At 57.0% G+C, this 20,030-nt stretch carries 18 protein-coding genes; 6 read left to right on the top strand and 12 right to left on the bottom strand.

Features of this window, described 5'->3' with window-relative positions:
* Nucleotides 1-182: 182 nt before the first annotated feature.
* Nucleotides 183-1,907 (bottom strand): single-stranded-DNA-specific exonuclease RecJ, encoded by a 1,725-nt coding sequence (gene recJ / locus ABNH18_RS04345; protein WP_349381626.1) that lies wholly within the window; start codon nucleotides 1,905-1,907, stop codon nucleotides 183-185.
* Nucleotides 1,908-2,349: 442 nt separating this feature from the next.
* Between recJ and fadB the strand changes: the two genes are divergently transcribed.
* From fadB to ABNH18_RS04330, 3 genes are all read left to right on the top strand, one after another.
* A complete protein-coding gene (gene fadB, locus ABNH18_RS04340) occupies nucleotides 2,350-4,497 on the top strand; it encodes a fatty acid oxidation complex subunit alpha FadB (protein WP_349381625.1) in 2,148 nt (715 codons plus the stop codon).
* Nucleotides 4,498-4,523: 26 nt separating this feature from the next.
* Entirely contained in the window at nucleotides 4,524-5,699 is a 1,176-nt protein-coding gene (fadA, locus tag ABNH18_RS04335) for an acetyl-CoA C-acyltransferase FadA (RefSeq protein ID WP_349381624.1), read from the top strand.
* A 372-nt stretch (nucleotides 5,700-6,071) separates the two neighbouring features.
* Nucleotides 6,072-6,797, top strand: coding sequence for a hypothetical protein (locus ABNH18_RS04330; protein ID WP_349381623.1), 726 nt, complete (start codon nucleotides 6,072-6,074; stop codon nucleotides 6,795-6,797).
* A gap of 122 nt (nucleotides 6,798-6,919) precedes the next feature.
* Here the strand turns inward: ABNH18_RS04330 and ABNH18_RS04325 are convergent, their stop codons facing one another.
* Complete coding sequence (locus tag ABNH18_RS04325; protein ID WP_349381622.1) at nucleotides 6,920-7,339, bottom strand: hypothetical protein; 420 nt, start codon at nucleotides 7,337-7,339, stop codon at nucleotides 6,920-6,922.
* Between the two features lie 379 nt (nucleotides 7,340-7,718).
* On the opposite strand from ABNH18_RS04325, the gene ABNH18_RS04320 reads away from it, so the two are divergent.
* Complete coding sequence (locus ABNH18_RS04320) at nucleotides 7,719-8,003, top strand: amidohydrolase family protein (RefSeq protein ID WP_349382028.1); 285 nt, start codon at nucleotides 7,719-7,721, stop codon at nucleotides 8,001-8,003.
* A gap of 141 nt (nucleotides 8,004-8,144) precedes the next feature.
* On the opposite strand, the gene ABNH18_RS04315 is transcribed toward ABNH18_RS04320, so the two are convergent.
* A complete protein-coding gene (locus tag ABNH18_RS04315; protein WP_349381621.1) occupies nucleotides 8,145-8,999 on the bottom strand; it encodes a class I SAM-dependent methyltransferase in 855 nt (284 codons plus the stop codon).
* Between the two features lie 246 nt (nucleotides 9,000-9,245).
* Between ABNH18_RS04315 and ABNH18_RS04310 the strand changes: the two genes are divergently transcribed.
* On the top strand, nucleotides 9,246-9,665 hold the full coding sequence (locus ABNH18_RS04310) for a CBS domain-containing protein (RefSeq protein WP_349381620.1): 420 nt from the start codon (nucleotides 9,246-9,248) through the stop codon (nucleotides 9,663-9,665).
* A gap of 202 nt (nucleotides 9,666-9,867) precedes the next feature.
* On the opposite strand, the gene ABNH18_RS04305 is transcribed toward ABNH18_RS04310, so the two are convergent.
* The 4 genes from ABNH18_RS04305 to ABNH18_RS04290 form a co-directional block, all read right to left on the bottom strand.
* The gene (locus tag ABNH18_RS04305; RefSeq protein ID WP_349381619.1) at nucleotides 9,868-10,719 is read right to left on the bottom strand and encodes an ion transporter; all 852 of its coding nucleotides are present in this window, start codon (nucleotides 10,717-10,719) and stop codon (nucleotides 9,868-9,870) included.
* A 119-nt stretch (nucleotides 10,720-10,838) separates the two neighbouring features.
* Nucleotides 10,839-11,336 carry a hypothetical protein gene (locus ABNH18_RS04300; RefSeq protein ID WP_349381618.1) on the bottom strand — a complete coding sequence of 166 codons (498 nt, stop codon included), beginning with the start codon at nucleotides 11,334-11,336 and terminating at the stop codon, nucleotides 10,839-10,841.
* Nucleotides 11,337-11,411: 75 nt separating this feature from the next.
* Nucleotides 11,412-12,476, bottom strand: coding sequence for an NAD-dependent epimerase/dehydratase family protein (locus ABNH18_RS04295; RefSeq protein ID WP_349381617.1), 1,065 nt, complete (start codon nucleotides 12,474-12,476; stop codon nucleotides 11,412-11,414).
* A gap of 147 nt (nucleotides 12,477-12,623) precedes the next feature.
* Nucleotides 12,624-13,055: a hypothetical protein gene (locus ABNH18_RS04290; protein ID WP_349381616.1), complete on the bottom strand. Its 432-nt coding sequence runs from the start codon at nucleotides 13,053-13,055 to the stop codon at nucleotides 12,624-12,626.
* Between the two features lie 565 nt (nucleotides 13,056-13,620).
* Here ABNH18_RS04290 and ABNH18_RS04285 point away from each other — a divergent pair.
* The gene (locus ABNH18_RS04285) at nucleotides 13,621-14,217 is read left to right on the top strand and encodes a GNAT family N-acetyltransferase (RefSeq protein ID WP_349381615.1); all 597 of its coding nucleotides are present in this window, start codon (nucleotides 13,621-13,623) and stop codon (nucleotides 14,215-14,217) included.
* Between the two features lie 116 nt (nucleotides 14,218-14,333).
* Here ABNH18_RS04285 and ABNH18_RS04280 read toward each other — a convergent pair whose 3' ends face one another.
* The 5 genes from ABNH18_RS04280 to ABNH18_RS04260 are packed head-to-tail and all read right to left on the bottom strand — an operon-like array spanning nucleotide 14,334 to nucleotide 20,028.
* Nucleotides 14,334-15,530, bottom strand: a complete 1,197-nt coding sequence (locus ABNH18_RS04280; RefSeq protein WP_349381614.1) for an ABC transporter substrate-binding protein — start codon at nucleotides 15,528-15,530, stop codon at nucleotides 14,334-14,336.
* 22 nt (nucleotides 15,531-15,552) lie between these two features.
* Nucleotides 15,553-17,367 (bottom strand): AMP-dependent synthetase/ligase, encoded by a 1,815-nt coding sequence (locus tag ABNH18_RS04275; protein WP_349381613.1) that lies wholly within the window; start codon nucleotides 17,365-17,367, stop codon nucleotides 15,553-15,555.
* The gene (locus ABNH18_RS04270) at nucleotides 17,367-18,167 is read right to left on the bottom strand and encodes an ABC transporter ATP-binding protein (RefSeq protein WP_349381612.1); all 801 of its coding nucleotides are present in this window, start codon (nucleotides 18,165-18,167) and stop codon (nucleotides 17,367-17,369) included. The genes ABNH18_RS04275 and ABNH18_RS04270 overlap by 1 nt, the downstream gene beginning before the upstream one ends.
* A complete protein-coding gene (locus ABNH18_RS04265) occupies nucleotides 18,164-18,934 on the bottom strand; it encodes an ABC transporter ATP-binding protein (RefSeq protein ID WP_349381611.1) in 771 nt (256 codons plus the stop codon). Before ABNH18_RS04265 ends, ABNH18_RS04270 begins: the two co-directional genes overlap by 4 nt.
* Nucleotides 18,931-20,028: a branched-chain amino acid ABC transporter permease gene (locus ABNH18_RS04260; RefSeq protein WP_349381610.1), complete on the bottom strand. Its 1,098-nt coding sequence runs from the start codon at nucleotides 20,026-20,028 to the stop codon at nucleotides 18,931-18,933. Before ABNH18_RS04260 ends, ABNH18_RS04265 begins: the two co-directional genes overlap by 4 nt.
* Nucleotides 20,029-20,030 lie beyond the last annotated feature (2 nt).

Here is a 20,030-nt window from a genome sequence, read left to right as displayed (position 1 = left end):
AGCCATTGTCGACAATTTTGCAGGAGTCGATGGGGGTGGGAACATAAAGCGGTTTCGATTCGAGGCCCAATGTTGGATTACGCCTTTCAGGCTAATTCAACCTACATAGTCACGGGGGCTGGCGGGTTATGTAGGTCGGATTAGGCGTAGCCGTAATCCGACACCCCACCGGATCCAACCCACTAAACCGGAATCAAATGCTCGAACAACAGCTGGGGATTGCGCTGGCCACGGAATTCGTTGACCTCCAGACGGTACACCCCGCGCACCTTGCTGATGCGGCTGGGCAACGCCTCCACGGCCACGTTGAAATGGATGGCATCAATCACCCCGCTGATCCCGGGCAGGCCCAGGGTCAGCTTTAGGTGCCGCTCGCCAACGATGCGATGCTTCAGCACCTCGAACTCGCCATCGAAACTCGGTGCCGGGAAGCCCTGACCCCAGGGGAAGCGGTGGCTGAGTAATTCCGCATTGGTCAGAGACAATTCCTGATCGGTTAGCTCACCGTCGGTTTCGACGATACGCTCCAGCGCTTTCTGTGGCAGCAACTCACCCACCGCTTTTTCAAAGGCCACCTTGAACGTGTCCAGCTTATCCAGTTCCAGCGACAGACCCGCCGCCATGGCATGGCCGCCGAACTTGTTCAGTAGCCCGGGGTTGGCCGTGGCCACTGCATCCAGGGCATCGCGCAGATGCAAACCGGGAATGGACCGGCCAGAGCCTTTCAACTGTCCACGCTGCTGGGCAGGCGCAAAGGCAATCACCGGGCGGTGAATGGCTTCTTTCACCCGTGAAGCAAGAATCCCCACCACCCCTTCGTGCCACTCCTTGCCGTACAGGCACAGTCCGGCGGGCAGGTTGTCCGCATCCAGCCGAGCCACCTCTTCCATGGCCGCATCGCGCATGCCGTGTTCGATAGAGCGACGCTCGCGGTTAATGGTGTCCAGGTCCTGTGCCATCTCGGTGGCCTCGGCGTCGGTTTCCGCCAGCAGGCAAGCGATACCCTGGGTCATATCGGTAAGGCGCCCCGCCGCATTCAGCCGTGGCCCCACCGCAAAGCCCATGTCCGCCGCCAGCACGCGGTTGGGATCACGCCCGGCGACTTGTAACAACGCGCGAATGCCTGGGCAGCCTTTACCGGCGCGAATCCGCCGCAGGCCCTGTTCCACCAAGACCCGGTTGGCATCATCCAGCACCACCACATCGGCCACCGTGCCCAGCGCCACCAAATCCAGCAAATCCGTAATCGGCGCGCTGGCGGCGACACCCTGCTCACGCAGTGCACGCTGCAGGTCCATCAACAGATAAAACGCCACCCCGACCCCGGCCAGATTGGTGGCCGGAAAATCTTCGCAACCGGGCAAGCGCGGGTTCACCAGCGCATCCGCTTCCGGCAGGGTATCGCCGGGCAGGTGATGGTCAGTAATCAGCACCCGCATGCCCTGTGCCCGAGCAGCAGCCACGCCATCCACACTGGCAATGCCGTTATCCACGGTGATGATCAGGTCCGGGTTGTACAGCTCTTTGGCCAGGTCCACGATGGCGGGCGACAGGCCATAGCCGTATTCAAAGCGGTCCGGCACCAGAAAGTCCGGGCGTGGATACCCCAGCCGCTCCAGGCCTCGCACCATCAAAGTGGTGGCGGTGGCGCCGTCCGCATCGTAGTCACCCACAATACAAATGCGCCAATGGTCAGCCCGCCCTTGTAAAAGCAGCTCCACAGCCCCACGCAAACCAGTGAACTGCTCGGGATGGGGCAGGCGTTTCAAGCCCAGGTTCAGCTGGGCCGGATCGGTGACCCCTCGCCCGGCCAAAATCCGCGCCAGCATGGGCGGCACATCCGGCCAGTCCGGCGTGTGCTGCGGCCGGCGGGTGATCTTGGGCAAGCTGGGTTTGTCGATGGGCATGGCAGTGCTCGGTGACCTAGGGGCGCGACTTTTTTGTAGGAGCGCCACTGGAGGTGCGAACCGCGATAACGCGGAATCGTTCAAAGAACGATCCCGATCCTCGCTGCGCTCGGTTCGCGGCTCAAGCGCCGCTCCTACAGTGGAAGCTCAAGCCCGGCAGTCTGCCACGGCGTCGCTCGAACAGCACGAACACAAGGAGTAAGTGATGAAATTTTCACCATACGGCGCCCCACAATCACCACTACGACCAGATAGTCACAAATTAGGGCTAAAAAAGTCATCCCGCTTCCCTATACTTGCGGGCCTACGAGTTTCGTTGTTTATGTAAGCAAACACTCACATGAATGCTATATAAACGGCGCGCCCACCCCGGAATTCGGGGCCTGGGGCACACCAAAGCGGTCATTAAAGCCGCGTACTTTGGGACTGGAGAGCAGAAGCTATGATCTATCAAGGCAACGCCGTAAGCGTACAACTGCTTGACGACGGCATCGCCGAACTGAAGTTTGACCTTCAGGGCGAGTCCGTTAACAAGTTCAATCAGGAAACCGTGGAAGACCTCGGTAAGGCTGTGGAAGCTGTTAAAGGTAACAGCGACATCAAAGGCCTGATCGTGACTTCCGGCAAAGGGGTTTTCATTGTTGGCGCCGACATCACCGAATTCACAGACATGTTCAAGCTGCCGGAAGATGAAATCGCCGGCTGGTGTCTGAAATCCAACGAAGTCTTCAACGCTTTTGAAGACCTCGACATTCCCAAAGTGGCGGCCGTTAACGGCATCGCTCTGGGTGGCGGCCTGGAAATGTGCCTGGCCGCAGATTTCCGCGTACTGAGCGAAAAAGCCCAGGTCGGTCTGCCGGAAGTGAAGCTGGGCCTGTACCCGGGCTTCGGCGGCACCGTGCGTCTGCCCCGCCTGATCGGTGTGGACAACGCTGTTGAATGGATCGCCGCTGCTGGCCAACACAAGGCCGACAAAGCGCTGAAAGACGGCGTCGCTGACGCAGTCGTCGCCCCTGACGAACTGCAGAACGCTGCCATCGACCTGGTGAAGCAGTGTCTGGCCGGCAAAATCGACTTCCGCGCCAAGCGCGCCGAGAAGCTCGAGCCGCTGAAACTGCCGCCCATGGAAAACATGATGGCCTTCCAGACCTGCACCGCCATGGTGATGGGTCAGGCCGGCAAGAACTACCCGGCACCGGTTGCAGCCGTGAACACCATGCAAAAGCACGGTGGCATGAACCGCGACAAGGCCCTGGAAGTGGAAGCCAAAGGCTTCGCCAAAGTGGCCAAGTCTTCACAGGCGACCTGCCTGGTCGGCCTGTTCCTGGCAGACCAGCAAGTGAAAAAAGTTAACGGCAAAACCGCCAAGGCCTCCAAAGACATCAACCAGGCTGCGGTACTGGGCGCGGGCATCATGGGCGGCGGCATCGCCTTCCAGTCTGCCTCCAAAGGCACCCCGATCATCATGAAGGACATTGCCGACAAGGCGCTGGACCTGGGCATGAGCGAAGCCAGCAAACTGCTGACCAAGCGCGTTGATCGCAAGAAAATGAAGCCGGCCAAAATGGCCGAAGTGCTGTCCTCCATCCGTCCGACCCTGAACTACGGCGACTTCGCCAATGTGAACGTGGTGGTTGAAGCGGTTGTTGAGAACCAAAAAGTGAAGCAGTCCGTGCTGGCTGAAGTGGAAGGCGAAGTGACCGAGGGCACCGTGCTAGCCTCCAACACCTCCACCATCTCCATCACCAAACTGGCTGAAGCCCTGAAGCGTCCGGAAGACTTCGCCGGCATGCACTTCTTCAACCCGGTACACATGATGCCGCTGGTGGAAGTGATCCGTGGCGAGAAGACCTCCGACGAAACCGTTGGCACCCTGGTGGCCTACGCTCAGAAAATGGGCAAAACCCCCATCGTGGTTAACGACTGCCCCGGCTTCCTGGTTAACCGTGTACTGTTCCCCTACTTCGGCGGCTTCGGCATGCTGATGCGTGACGGTGCCGATTTCCAGGCGGTCGATAAAGTCATGCAGAAGTTCGGCTGGCCCATGGGCCCGGCGTACCTGATGGACGTGGTTGGCATCGACACCGGTGTTCACGCGGCCCAGGTTATGGCTGAAGGCTTCCCCGAGCGCATGCAGTACGACTTCAAAGATGTGTCTACCGTCATGTTCGAAAACGATCGTTACGGTCAGAAGAACGGCATCGGCTTCTACAAGTACGAGCTGGACAAGAAAGGCAAAACCAAAAAGGTTGTCGACGAGTCCACCTACGAACTGATCAAGCCGCACGTTGCGGACACCCAGGAATTTGATGCGGAAGAAATCATCGCCCGCATGATGATCCCCATGTGCACCGAAACCGTTCGCTGCCTGGAAGACAACATCGTTGGTTCCGCTGCCGAGGCCGACATGGCCATGATCTACGGCATCGGCTTCCCTCCCTTCCGTGGCGGTCCGCTGCGTTACATCGACAGTGTTGGCGTTAAAGAATTCGTCGCACTGTGTGACAAGTACGCGCACCTGGGTGGCATCTACGAAGCACCGCAGATGCTCAAAGACATGGCCGCCAAGGGCGAGTCTTTCTTCGCCTAAGCCACGGACAAGCAGGAGTAAGAGATATGAGTTTGAATCCTAAAGACGTCGTCATCGTCGATGCGGTCCGTACCCCCATGGGCAAGAGCCGTAATGGCCAGTTCCGTCACGTGCGTGCCGAGAAACTGTCAGCCCAGCTGATCCAGGCACTGATGGCCCGTAACCCGAACTGGGACACCCAGCTCACTGAAGATGTAATTTGGGGCTGTGTAAACCAGACCAAAGAACAGGGCATGAACATCGCCCGTAACATCTCCATGCTGGCCGGCCTGCCGCGCACCAGCGCTGCACAAACCGTGAACCGTCTGTGTGGTTCTTCCATGCAGGCACTGCACTCCGCCTCACAAAGCATCATGACCGGCAACGGCGATGTGTTTGTTATCGGTGGTGTAGAGCACATGGGCCACGTGGCCATGGATCACGGCATCGACCTGAACCCGGAAATGTCCAAAGTGGCCGCCAAGGCGTCCAACATGATGGGCCTGACCGCAGAAATGCTGGGCAAGATGCATGGCATCACCCGTGAACAGCAAGACGCCTTCGGCGTTCGTTCACACCGCCTGGCTTGGGAAGCAACCCAGCAAGGTCGTTGGGACAACGAAATCGTTCCCATCGAAGGTCACGACCAGAATGGCCACAAAGTGCTGTGCGAAATCGACGAAGTGATCCGTCCTGGCGCCAGCATCGAAGACATGCAGAAACTGCGTCCGGTATTCGATCCGGCCAATGGTACCGTCACTGCCGGTACCTCCTCTGCCCTGTCTGACGGCGCCTCCGCCATGCTGGTAATGAGCGCCGAGCGTGCCCAGGCCATGGGCCTGAGGCCTCGCGCCAAGATCCGCTCCATGGCCGTTGCCGGTTGTGACGCTGCCATCATGGGTTACGGTCCCGTACCAGCGACCCAGAAAGCACTGGCCCGTGCAGGCCTGACCATCGACGACATCGACTATGTAGAACTGAACGAAGCGTTCGCTGCACAGTCCCTGCCGGTGGCCAAGGACCTGAAGCTGATCGACAAGATGGAAGAGAAAGTGAACCTGAACGGCGGCGCCATCGCCCTGGGTCACCCTCTCGGATGTTCTGGTGCACGTATTACCGGCACCCTGCTGAACGTCATGGAATGGAAAGACGGCCAAATCGGTCTTGCCACCATGTGTATCGGCCTGGGTCAGGGTATCGCTACCGTGATCGAGCGTGTATAAGTTGGGCATCGAAAACGCCTGATGCCCGAGACCTGACGTCGGATGCGATCCGGTGTCAGGCTCGGCACCCCATTTCCGGCCTGCCTCACAAGGGCAGGACTGGAAACAAAAAACCCCGGCTTACCCGCCGGGGTTTTTCTTTATTTAACAAAGCAACGCCCATTCTTGGACACAGCGCAAACCCCCTCCCTCGAACTCCCACCACCGTCTCCGGTACAGTAGTCAATTCGCCATCAACAAAGGCTGGAATGCGTCCGGCAAACGGAAACCATTCAGCTTGGGCTTTCTGGTTGCGAGCAGAGACACCGTTTTCTCTGCACAAAAGCGCAACACGGCCACGCGTTATCGACCGACATCATGGAGGATGGATGCATGCTTGACTGGATTGCACAACACGAAAAAAGCCTCTCCGTTATCGCGAGCTTCAGCTCTGTGCTTATCTGGCTGGTCTACGCGCAACTGCTCTACCTGGGTTTTCGCCGGCAACGCAGCTCTCGGTTAATCATTAACCGTGGCCGCAACAAAGACATCAGTGCGCTTTGCCTCATCAGTAACATGAGCGCCGAATCCGTTTTCGTCCAATACATCATTGCCGAGCTGCACACCTCACAAGGTGTCATCACCATGGATGTGACGGACTTCGAGCAGGAGTACAACAAGGGCGATGAAGACGAGGAACAACGCAATAACGACACGTCAGGCGTTATCGATGTCACCGAAAACACCCGCCAGGGGCCCATCAGACCGGGGGGCTTCTCGCACATCGGCACCTTCAGGGAATTGGTGGAACGCATCGCCCGCTGTGAAGACATCAACATGGATGGGCACGTGCCACAGGGTGATATTGAGTTCACCCACATTAAAATTCGCCTAATCGGTATCTATGGGCCAGAGAATAAGCCCATTGGCGCGGAGCGCGGCTTCGACCTCACCTACAACGAAGACCAGTTCTCGCTGCGACCCTCTTCCTGGGATACCAAGCAATTGTCCTCAATGCGTCAGCGGCGCAACCTGCACAAGATCGTGGACAGCCTGAATGCCACGAACTTTTCGTCGTCTTCGTCGTTTAGTCGAGAAGAAGGTGAGCAAGCCAGCTGAAGATTTTTTCCGAGACTTGTTTAGAGAACCCGATTGGCTGAACAGAATTGTTCAGCCCTGGGTCTAGCCTCTGTGGCGAAACGCACGGGGCAAGACCTGACCCCGGATCCCGTTCTTTGTGTTTATTGAACTAGTGCAGCCTGGTTGGTTAGTGCTTTTTGACGGGGGCATACGCTCTTATCGTACCCTGCACCCCAAGCATTAGATCGATATGACTTTCCAGCCATTTTTGCAGTCCACCCTGCAGCCCCTTCGCTAGCTCCATCATGAATCATGCCATCGTAATTGATGTTATACATTACCTTAAAAACGTCCACAGACCCTGATTCCGTCATTGCTCCCCTTGCCAGGCTGAAGGTGTCATACCCCTCAGGAGGCGGATGACCATTAACTCGGGTATAAAAATCCACCAATCCGGGTTTTGAAAAAATCTCTTCGGTACTCAGCGACGTATCAACTCGATATCCACACTCATCGGAAATTTTCTGTGTCGAAGCACACCCCGACAGAAACAAAACCATAATCACTATCCACTTCTTCATTTTTCCCCCTTGTTGTTTTGAATAACTACGGCCAGCAGCGGAAAGCGGCCTTTGAACAATGCGACTGAAATCGCAACCAGTTTAGATATGCTGGATCTTGAAACCAAAATGTACATTCTTATCTTAGACCAAGTGCGCACGGATCAAGGCATTGGAGCCAAGTCTTGCATCGTGCACCAAGAAAAGTTCAAAACACTATGCACGATGAAAGACCTGACCCTAGCTTCACGCTTGCTAATCTATGACCCCAACATACTGACTATACGAACATGACTCTATCGGACAACACCCACCCGGTCTGTGAGAGATCTAACAATTGATGGGTGTCCTGTTGTTTTTCCGCATTGCAATTTTTGGGGGCCGCTTCTTGTGTGCCTGAATAAAACGCACGGGACAAGACCTGCCCCCCGATCCCGCGCGACTGTTCGGCATGGCGGGCAAGGGCCGAATTGCCGTGGGATACGATGCAGACCTGACCCTCGTAGACATGCAACGCAAACAAGCGGTAGATGATCGCAAACTGGCTTCGCCGTCTGGCTGGAGCGCCTACGACGGCATGATGCTCCAGGGCTGGCCTTCGGCAACGATCATCGGTGGAAACATTGTTATGACTGACGGAGAAGTCCTTGGGAACCCCTCCGGAAAACCGATTCAGTTTCTATAAATTGTTCAGGCGGCAAAACCGAAACCCCGGTGCCTGATAGCCTCTAGCATATCCAGTCACGGATAATCCTGTGATGGGCGGCGGCAGTGGCCGTGTTGACTACTGCCCCAGAGCATAAAAACAACAAGACCAACCCGCCCGCTAGGCCCGCGCCTCGATCTGCCAGCAGGCGGCGTTGAATTTCACAGTATCGCCGAACACAAAGGGCTCAAAGGCGTCTCTGACTACAGTAATGATCTGGGCTTGAGTCTTTTCATCCAGGTCGGGGAGAATGCGCCCGAGAGGGCCCAGGCGCGTGAAATAGCTAACCAGCTCTGACTCCGGGAAAGTGCATTCGAAGTCCAAGGGTTCGATGTGAATGCTGTGCCAGCCCGCAGCGTCAAGAATGCCCTCTACCCGCTTGGCACCCGCAAAGGCGAACTGACCGGGTGCGTCCGGATCTTGAGCTGGCAAGCTGACGAGGGTCTTGGCTGCCCGGCCAGCGGTGGTCATGAACGGGTTTTCTTGTGGCGACCGCCAGGTAAAGAACAGCCCCTTGGCGTCTTTCGAGGCGACACGCCTGAGGTTTTGGAAAGCCTGGACGGAATCCTCGAAGAACATGATGCCGAAACGCGAGACCAGCATGTCAAACACGTCGCCCTCGAAATCATGGTGGGCGGCATCCGCGCAGAGGAACTCTGCAGCCGATTCGCCCTGCCCCGCACTATCTTGCTCAACACCCTGCTGGGCCGCCTCAATCATTACCTCGGACACGTCCACCCCGGTAGCATAGCCGCCGCTCTGGGTATGGCGATGGATAGCTCGGGTGGTGCCGCCCGTGCCGCAGCCAATATCGAGCACACGGCGCGGCGATTGCACTTTCACCGCCTCGGCCAGCAACACTTCAATAGGTTTAAACAAATGATCAATCAGCTGCTGCGATGCCACCCAGTTGCGACCTCCCACGGTTTTCCACAACGTTGACGGGTGTTCGCGGGGGATGTCAGGTGTACTCATGCTCAGTCTCCGGGGCTTTGCCTTGGGGTGTATTGGCCAGTATTCCACTTCAAGTCGTCTTTAGGTCAAGCAGAGCTTTGAACTAACCGTTTAGGTGCTCGCCCCTCAAGTGAGGCTCCCACAGAAAGAGGAGCCAGGTATCGCTTGCAGCAAGTTGGCATGGTTCCCGCAGTAACTTGCTCAGTGGCCGGTGTAAGCGCTGGCCTATCCCTTTGTGGTCCCTGACTAGAGCAAGAGGTAAGCCCCATGGATTCAGCATGCCTTAAAGACCTGATGTGCACCCGCTTTGCGGCTATTCACCCGGATATGCCGGTGGTGGAAGCCTCCAGCCACCTGATCAAGCTGGAAATGCTGGGCAGCCCGGTTGTCGATGATACCGGCACCCTGGTGGGCTGGATCAGTGAGCGCGAATGCCTGCAGGCCGCGCTACAGGTGGTGTATCACAACCAGCGCGTTGCCACGGTTAAAGACTTGATGCAGAGCGAGGTGCTGACGGTATCGCTGGAGGACGATGTGTTGAGCTTGGCCCAGCAGATGCTGGCCGCCAAGCCCAAGATCTACCCGGTGGTGGATGCGTCAAACAAGGTGCTGGGGGTAATCAGCCGCCGCCATATTCTGCACATGCTGGACCAGAAGCTGGCTGAGCTGTGCCAAAAAGCAGGCTAGATTAGTGGTCATGGGGGTGCGGCATGCACTCTTTGGGGGCAAAACAACCACTTAAACGTGCACTATTGAGAAGCCAAAATCTATTTTCCAGGATCAAGACAGGTTCGTGTCTCGAGAGGCGCTCGAACAAAACAGGGGCCCGGCGAATCTTTAAACGCTGCCAGCCCTCCCCTGTTTTCTTGCCTTCTTGGACGCAAAGATCTTACTGATTGCCCTTGCTCTGTTGAGCGGCTTCCAGGGCGACGATTTTTTCGTGCATGTTGCGCATGAGATCGAGCATTTCCTGGCGCTCATCGTGGGCCACCAGGTTGTTGGCTTCCCGCTCGGCGCGCTGTTCACTTTCATGCACTTCCTGTGTCGCGCTGACGATGATAGCGATGAACAGGTTAAGCACCATAAAGCTGGAAATGAGGATAAATGGCACAAAGAAGATCCACGCCATGGGATAGACTTCCATCACTGGCCGGGCAATCCCCATGGACCAGCTTTCCAGGGTCATAATCTGGAACAGGCTATAGATGCTGGCGCCCAAAGTGCCAAACCACTGCGGAAACGCTTCACCGAACAGCTCGGTGCCCATGACGGCAAAGATGTAGAACATCATCAGCAACAGCGCCGCCGTCCAGCCAATGCCGGGCAACGCCTGCATCAACGACTCCACCAACATGCGCAGCCGTTTCACTGACGACAGCAGGCGCAGCACCCGCAGGATGCGTAGACTCCGCAAAATAGCCAGTGGGCCGGAGGCCGGGGTTAAGGAAATGGCGACGATCAGGAAATCAAACACATTCCAGCCGGAGCGGAAAAAGCGCGGGCCGAAGGCCACCAGCTTGAGGACAATTTCCAGCGTAAAGGCGAACAGAATCACTTGGTTGACCAGCGTCAGCCATTGCCCTGCCCGCTCCTGCGCTACGGCGGAGGTTTCCACCCCAAGAATGATGGCGTTGAGGAGAATCAGCGCGGTAATGCTGTTACCGAATAACGAGGAGTTCAGCCAAACGGTCAGGCGCTGGCGCCAGCCATTCGCGGGGACGGAAGAAGACGTGGCCTGCATGAAACATCACCCAATGAGACAAAAGCCGCGAGTATACCTGATCCCCCCATGGGTATTGATAACCCAGGGGCGAGAAAGCAGGCCGATTAATGGGTGGCCTGCTCTTTTCAACGCACGCGCTATTGCGCTAACGGCAACGTAACCACCTGGGTGATCTTGGCGACAGCAGCTCTCTGTCCGGGAGCGCCCTCGGTTTCCCAGTTATCCACGGCCACAGCCACCCCTCGTACCGGGCGGGTGGATTGCGGGTTTTGTGGGTTTTGTGGGTTTTGTGGAGAGTGCAGCAGAGTCATACAAACCCACAGGGAGGCAGTCTGACCGCCTGCCTGGCGAATCTGTTGCAGCTCGTCCGGGGTGCAAGCCTGTAGATCACGAAGCCTGCTGTTGCGAAGCAGCGGAAGAAGCGCAGGGGTATCAGGATGGGCGATCAGCGAGTCGCTCATCACCTCTTGCAGGCATTGCGTCCGCACGTTGGGCTCTCGCCCGGCACAATTTTGCGCCACATTAACCCGGAAGGCCGCCGGGTACAGCAGATTGCTGTCCTGGGGCCAATCGCCGCAGGCCAGCGCCAGCACGGGCAGACTACACAGTATCCACGCACCCCATCGGTTGATCATGCAGTTCTCCTTGTGGGCACCGGCCCGCGGGTGTCTGCCGCCCTCTCCTGCCAAGAGAGAGCGGCAAGCAAGCAGTTAACGCCGACGCACCAAACCATCTTCTAACACCTGCTCGAAATGATCCTTCAAGGTATCGTCCACTGACCGATAGTTCACGCCAAGATTTTTACTGCGGCTGTTATCGAAGCGCAATGGATAGCCCACGTTGCGGCTAATGAACTTGCGGGTGATCGGGCCCATAAACGGGCCGACTGCCCATACCACGGGCTTGGGCACTTTCATCATTGGGAAGGGATATTTGCGACCGAACTGTTTGCGCAGGATGCCCGCGATATCCAGCATGGAAACGGAATCGCTGACCAGGATATAGCGGCCTTCAGCTTCCTGAGTAAACGCACCCAGCAAATGCGCTTCAGCCACTTCGCGCACGTCCACCATGCCGTATTCAAGCGCTGGCACACCGGTTTTCAGCTTGCCACGGCCCATGTCCAACAGGGTGCCAATGCTGGCAGAGTTGCTGGCGTTGGTCAGTGACGGGCCATACACCATTCCCGGGTTGATCGTGACCAGATCCCAGCGGTTTTCGGCATTGGTCTCCTGGTTATCATGGATTCTCCAGGCTTCCCGCTCGGCGGCCACCTTGGAGTACTGGTACGGATTGTGATTAACGCTGCTGGTGGTATTCCAGTCCGCTTCGGTGAACGCCTTTTTGCCTTTCATGTCGGTCGCGTCACCGTAGACTGAGGCCACGCTGCTGGTCAGCACCACACGCTTGAGCGTGTCGCAGCGCAGTGCGGCATTCAGCACATTGCGGGTGCCTTCCACCGCCGGGCGCACCAGCGCTTCGTTGGCATCGGTAAAGCCATCCAACACAAACGGCGAAGCGGTGTGCATGAGGATGTCGCAGCCCTGCATGGCGGCGTCAAAGCTGTCGGCGTCGAGCAAATCGGCCTTGAATAGTTTCAAGGTACCGGGGGCTTTCTCGGCAATGGCATTCAAGTGCGCCACGCTGGCGGCTTTGTTCGGGTCCCTGACCGTAGCATGCACGGTGTGGCCCGCTTCCAGCAGGAGTTTGACGATCCACCCGGCAATGTAGCCTGACGCGCCGGTGATCATCACGGTATGGGTATTACTGGGCATGCTTGGCTCCCGCCGTTTTTAAAGAGCGCTAACGCTACCACGATGGGGTGGCGGATTGGCTAGGGCTGTTCGAGCCATTTATTCACCACCACGGGACAACGACTTCACCCGACGGTGGTGGCAGCCAGGTGTCAGCTCAGCCCTCGTTCAACGCGATCCGCTATTCCACCGCGACCGGTTGAGTTGCATCCAGATGGCCAACCCCAAACCCCAGGCCGCGTTAACGATCAGCCCGCCGACGACCTTGGTTGCATTCACGTCCAATCCTTTCATGGGAAAGACCAGCAACATGGCCACCAGGGTGGGACCGATGGCGCCCAACACCACGGCCCCGACCCAATAACGGGCGCCCTGCCAACGGCGAATCAACCACCAAATCGGCAGCCCCCAAACGCCGCCCCAGAACGCCAGCGACAACACCTGAGGAATGGCAAGCGGTGGTGCCGGCGTCATGTTCCAGGGCGCCGCCGGAACCAGGCCTGCCAGCCAAAACAACGCCAATACACCTTGATGAAACAGCAAGGTGGCGATGAATCCGCCCGTGAACGCTTGCAGCCATTGTTGTTTGGTGTGGGTCATGGGGTCTTCCTGTGGTTGAGGTGTCGAACGAGAGTCCACGAAATCTAGCAAAAAAAGCGGGCTTCGACATGCTTGGCGCAATATGGGTATTGCAGAAAACGAGGACATACTTGCAACCTGCACTTTACAGCAGGCAAGAAAAAACCCCGGCAGGACCGGGGCAAACGAGGAACCAGCAGCAGCATTGGATTTCACGGTGTTGCGTTTCAGGCAAGGAGCAAATGCGCCCTTTGATTACTTTCGGTGAACACCTGCCGGGACAGATCAGAATCAATGCCTAGCAGTTAGATCGGTAATTCTGCGTAGCAGATGATCAAATTATCACCAGATCAACACCCTGAGTCTGTAAGCATTCTCTTACTTTTGTATAGGAAGTTAGCTCTTTCGTCCCCCATCCAGCGCACTCAGCCCGGAGCTGTCTGGCACTAGCTCAACGAAATTCAACCTCTCTCATCAGAAGCAACCGGCGCAGCACGGCCCTGCCTGGCCCGGTGCGCCCAACTGTCTGCACCGGACCTGTGCTTTTCCGGTATGCTCCTCCATGACGCAGCCGGATACCCCTTACATGACAACGACCCAAGCGACCCTCAACGACATCGCCCACATGTTCAGCCGGGCCTTTTTCCGCGACCCGCTGTTTGTCCACTTCTTCCCGAACCCGTCGCAGCGTGAAGCGCGGGCGTACTACACTTTCCGTTTTCTGGTTGCCCATGCCGGCAAGAAGGGCCAGATACACACCACCGCGCAACCGCAGGATGGTGCCGCTGTCTGGCTGCCATCGTCAGCCCTGCGGCACAGTGTGGCCGATATGCTGCGCTTCGGCGCGGTGCACGCCATGCTCAAACAAGGCCCCGGCGCGATAAGGCGCCAGATGCAGGCGGGCGATGCCATGCAGGCGGTACACCACCGTGTCCTCAGCGCGCCTCATGCATACCTGCTTCTGCTCGGCATCGATCCGTCGCAACAGGGCCGCGGGCTATCGACGCCGTTGCTGCAACCTTCACTGGATCGGCTGGATGAGCAAGGCCTGCCCTGCTACCTGGATACCCATAACCCGAACAATGTGTCCTTGTATCAACGGTTCGGCTTTGAGATCGCGCATGAAGATGAGATCCCCGGAACCTCGGTACGACATTGGGCCATGTTACGGCAGTGCAAATAGCCTCACTACTTGGCGTAAAGAGCCTGATACACATTAAAAAACCACCGCCCCCTTTCAGGAACGGTGGTTTTCTTTAGGGCGCCTCTGAGAAACGCCCTTGGTCAATCTATGGGTCTTTATTCCATTTCGGCAACAGGCCGCCAGATACCATCCTGAACCTGAGACAGAATAATCCCGCTACCCGCGCGGTGATTGCTCTCGCTCATTTCCGTCTCCACGCCGGTTACCTTGTCACTGAATTTCAGTGATTCCAAGGCATCCAGGAAAGATTCCGTGGTCAGGTCCGGGCCGGCTTCGCGCAGAGCATTGATGGTGAGCATAGCACCAACACGCCCGAGCACGGCGCCACCACTGGGCAGTTCACCGTATTGCTCCTTGTAGGCTTTACCCCACTCCTCAGCTTCCGGCACATGGGTCATGCGGCTGACGATGTCTTCCCAGGAAGCAACACCGTACAACCCTTCGGTAACCCCACCCGGAGCCGCCGCAACGGCAGAATGGAAGCCCGCCTGGGATACGATGAACTTGGCATCATCCCAACCCATCTGTTTGGCTGTCGCGACGACGGTGATAATGGGGCGCACAGGCAGGGCTACCGCCACCAGCTCGCAGTTGGCATCGCGAAGGCGCGCCAGCGTACCGCTGAAATCACTTTCATCCGGACGATGAGAAGAGCTCTCAGCCAGAGTGAGTGCATCGTTGGCGTCGGCTGCATCGTTAACCGCCTGATTCACCTCTTCACCAAAGTCAGAGGGAATATACATCACACAAATTTTCTCAATGCCCTCGTCTTCGACCAACCGGTTCACGCCCTGTAATACGCCATCGTAATAGCTGGGGCCGAGCACGTAGCGGTAGCGAAAGTCCCCTTCTTCTTCCATCTGCCGGGAAAGCGATAACGGCAGAATGCTGGGAACATTGTTGCGGTCCATGATCGGAAACGCCGCCAGGTTATGGGGAGTCCCCAGACTCATCAGCATGGCAAAGACTTCATCCCGGCTAACCAGTTTGTTCACCGCTTGCGTTGCCTTGGGAACCTGATAGGCATGGTCTTCGACGATATAACGAATCTTGCGGCCATGAATGCCGCCCTGCTCGTTCACTTCTTCGAACATGTCGTTGGCCACTTGTACGGCCGGAGAAGAGAACGCTGCGAATACCCCGGACAGGTCGTGCATGCCGCCAATTCTGATTTCAGTGTCGGTCACGCCACGCACCGATTCGGCTGCGGCTTTGTCGTCTTCCTTATTATTGTTGTCACTACAGCCCACCAGGGCCACGGCGGTTACAGCCGCCAGACAGAGCTTCTTCATGATGCACTCTCCTCTCGTACCATTAATACATGGAATCAATCAGGTGCTTGTGTTTTTTCTCCACAAAGGAACGCTTCAGCTTCATGGTTGCGGTCAACTCCTCATCCTCAGCGGTGAGCAGCACATCGATCAGGCGGAAATACTTGATCTGTTCCACCTGGGCGAATTGTTTATTCACGTCCTGAATAACACTGTCGATGAGGTCCAGCACTTCTTTGGCCCGACACAGTGACGCAAAATTGGAGAACGGTACCTGGCGATCCTGGGCGTATTTTTCCACGTTTTCCTGATCAATCATGATCAAACAAGTGAGGTACTTACGCTTGTCGCCAATTACCACGGCATCAGAAATATAAGGCGAGAATTTCATCCGGCTTTCAATTTCTGCCGGCGTAATGTTCTTGCCCCCTGCGGTGATAATGATGTCCTTGAGGCGGCCGGTAATGGTGAGCATGCCGTCTTCCAGGCGCCCCACATCGCCGGTATGCAACCAGCCATCGCGGATGTCTTCAGCGGTTTTTTCCGGTTTCCGCCAGTAACCGGCAAAGACATGATCACCGCGCACCAGTACTTCGCCGTTGTCGGCAATCCGTACATCGGTTCCGGGGAGCGCTTCACCCACGGTGCCCACCTTCTCGCGTTTGGCACTGTTAAGCGAAGCCACACCGGTGGTCTCGGTCATGCCGTAGCCTTCAAACAACGGCACGCCCAGTGACTGGAACCAGCGAATCTGCTCCGGCGCAATGGGAGCCGCGCCCGTGGTGCCACGACGCAAGCGGTTCATGCCGATCAAGTCACGAACATTGCGTAACACCAGCAGGTTCCAGAACTGGTATTGCAGGGCCGACAACGGATTACGTTTACGATCACAATGCCAAGCCTCGCCGGCGGCCACCGCCCGATCGAAACACCAGCGGCCGAACCCGGTGGCTTCGTCACGCAGGGTCATCATGGAGCTATAGATTTTTTCCCACAGACGCGGCACGGCGGCAAAAGTATGGGGAGACACTTCGCGCAGGTTTTCAAATACGGTTTCCGGGCTTTCTGCAAAATTCACCGTGCAGCCTTTGTAGATAGGCAGCTCCACGGACACCAGCCGTTCCAGAATATGGCACAGGGGCAGGAAGCACAGCTGATCATCGTCCTCATGGGCATCAAGTACCTGCTCGCCAGCGGCCAGCTGGAACAGCACATTGCGATGACTGATCATGGCCCCTTTAGGCGCTCCGGTGGTACCAGAAGTGTAGATCAGCATCCGGATGTCATCGGGCTGGCTTTGGGCAATGCAGGTGCTGAATTGCTCTTCTGCATCCGGGATCTGTTCCCCCAGCGCGTAAAGCTCGTCCAGGAACATGATCATGGGATCGTCAAAATCTCGCAGCCCCTTGCGGTCATAAACAATAACTTTTTTCAGGGACGGCACCTGATCGCGCACGGTCAGATATTTATCCAGCTGTTCATCGTTTTCCACAAACAGGAAGACCGATTCGCTGTCGTTGATCAGATAGGCCAGCTGCTCGGGGCTGTCGGTGGTGTACACGCCGTTACTGATACCGCCCGCGCCGGCAATACCCAGATCGCAGTACAGCCATTCCTTGTTATCTTCGCTGAGAATCGATACCGGCTGGCCACGTTCCAGCCCCAGAGACAAGAGCCCAACGCCAATGGCGCGAGCCTTTTCGTAATAATCCAGCCAACTATGGCTTTGCCAGATGCCCAGATCCTTTTCACGGTGAGCAATATTATTGCCCCGCTCCAGGCATTGCTTTCGCCAGAGTTTGACCACGGTATCGCAACCGTGGAGCTGAGTCGGTGTGGTGTTATTTTTAGTCATCATCAGCGCCAGGTCTTCTTTCGTTTCCAGCGTTTTTCCGGTCGGTCATCCCCCGCCGACTGGCCCAGATAAAATTCGCGAATATCATCGCTAGCGAGTAAATCGTCGGCACTGCCATCCATGACAATGCGCCCGGTTTCCAGTACGTAGCCGTGATCAGCCGTATTCAGTGCTACCTGGGCATTCTGCTCTACCAGCAATAACGTTACGCCCTGCTCTTTGTTGAGCCGGCGGATAATCTCGAAGATTTCCTGCACCAACAGTGGCGACAGACCCAGCGAAGGCTCATCCAGCAGCATCAATGAAGGGCGCGACATCAGCCCACGGCCAATGGCCAGCATTTGCTGCTGGCCGCCGGACAAGGTGCCTGCCGCCTGGCTACGGCGCTCCTTGAGGATAGGGAAATAGTCATAAACCATTTCGATATCCTGGCGGACTGCAGCCTTGTCACGGCGAATATAGGCGCCCATGACCAGGTTTTCTTCCACGCTCAGGAAAGGGAATACCTCTCGCCCTTCGGGTACATGGGCAATGCCTTTGCGTACCAGTTTGTCCGGTTCGCTGCCGGCAATGATCTCCCCGGCCAGAGTCACGCTGCCTTTACGCGGTGCCAACGCACCGGAAATGGTTTTCATCAGGGTAGTTTTGCCGGCACCGTTGGCACCCAGGATGGTGACCACCGAGCCTTCATGAACATCGATGGAGACCCCGCGCAGGGCCATCACCGGGCCATAAAATGCTTCCAGGTTTTTCACCTGCAACAGGGGCTGGGCGCTCAGGGCTTTCTCTGCCGCGTCACTCATGATGTGGCCTCCGTGCCCAGATAAGCTTCAATGACTTTCGGATTCGCCTGCACTTCGGCAGCGGTTCCCATGGCCAACGGGTGGCCTTCTGCCACCGCCAGCACCCGGTCGGAGACACGTGACACCAGACTCATATCGTGCTCCACCATCAGTACGGTAAGCCCCAGGTCTTTCTGCATGTCCTCGATCCACCAGGCCATGTTCTGGGTTTCTTCCACACTGAGGCCGGAAGCCGGCTCATCTAACAGAATCAATTTCGGCTCACTGGCTAGTGCGCGGGCAATCTCCACCACCTTGCGTACCCCGTAAGGCAAGCCTGCGATTAATTTGTCCCGATACGGCGCCAGATCGAGAAAGTCGATGACTTCCTCCACCAGCAAGCGCTGTTCACGTTCGCTGCGCCGCACCTTGGGTAAGAACAACAGCTCCTCGAACCAGCGTGTTTTACGACGGCAATGCCGGCCGATCAACAGGTTCTGCAAGACGGAGGAGTGATCGAACAACTCAATATTCTGGAAGGTACGGGCGATACCCAGGCCTGCCACATCGTGAGCGGGCAAGCGGGTAATATCCTGACCATCGAATATGATCTGCCCCGTACTCGGTTCATAAAGGCGGCTAATCAGATTGAAGATGGTGGATTTACCGGCCCCGTTGGGGCCCACCAAGGTAAAGACTTCGCCGGCTTCCACATCGAAGCTGACCCCGTCCACCGCTTTAACACCCCCGAAGGAGATGGAAAGGTCCTTAACCTGTAACAGACTCATCGTTGGCGCTCCGTTTTCAGGTAAGTTCGGGTACGTCGGAACATGCCCTTGCGATACAGAGGAAACAGCTGCAGCCAGGTACGTACTTTGAACCAGACGCCGTACAACCCTCGGGGTTCATAAATCACCATGAGCAGGATTAACAGCGCGAACAGGGCAGTATCGAGGCCAGGATAAGCGGCGATCTGGATACCGGCAGTGTTATCCAGGTAATCGCTGGTAATGGCAATAATTTGCGGCAACAGCACCACCACGATGGCACCGAAGAAAGCGCCGTGCACCGAGCCGAGCCCACCGATCACCACTTGCAACAACAATGTGATGGAAATCAACACCAGGAAACTTTCGTAGTTCACGGCCTGAGCCAGGTGGGCATAAAGCGCACCGGCCAGACCGGTAATGGCACAGGACAAGCTGAATGCCAGGGTTTTAGCACGGGCCACATTAACGCCGAGCGCACGGGCAGAAACCTCACTGTCACGCACCGCCAGAAAGGATCGTCCCGACGCACTGCGCAGCAGATTCAGGTAGCCCAGCGTCACCAGCACCAGCACTCCCAGGCAGAGATAATAGAAAGCCTCTGGCGTGGCGTAACGGTCGATCTCCATGCCAAACAAATTAATTGGCGGCGCAAACACACCGGCGACCCCGCCGGTAACAGGCTCCGCGATGATCGACACATCTTCCACAATGATGCTCAGTGCCAGGGTGGCGATGCCCAGATAGATGCCGCTCATGCGCAGTATCGGCCGGGCAATGACGGCGCCGGCCACCCCGGAGGTCACCGCACTGGCCAGCAGCGCGGGCAGGAAATGCCAGCCACGCTGCATCAGTGCCAGATTGGTAAAGGCACCGATAGCCATAAACGCTGCATGGCCAAGGCTAACCTGCCCGGTGTGGCCACTGATCAGCATCAGCCCCAACCCCGCCAGCGACCAAACTAATACAGCGGTCAGTTCTCCCAAATAATAATTACCGAGCACCCAGGGCGCCGCCAGCAACAGCGCTGCCAGCAATACGTATTGGGCCAGGTGCCAGCGGCCTTCAAACAAATTGATATCGTCGTCGTAACGGCTTTTAAAACGGTTGCTCATGG

This window comes from Alcanivorax sp., assembly GCF_040118815.1.
Taxonomy (GTDB): Bacteria; Pseudomonadota; Gammaproteobacteria; order Pseudomonadales; family Alcanivoracaceae; genus Alcanivorax.
The sequence above is the reverse complement of the archived record's forward strand: the minus strand, read 5'-3'. Positions and strand labels throughout refer to the sequence as shown.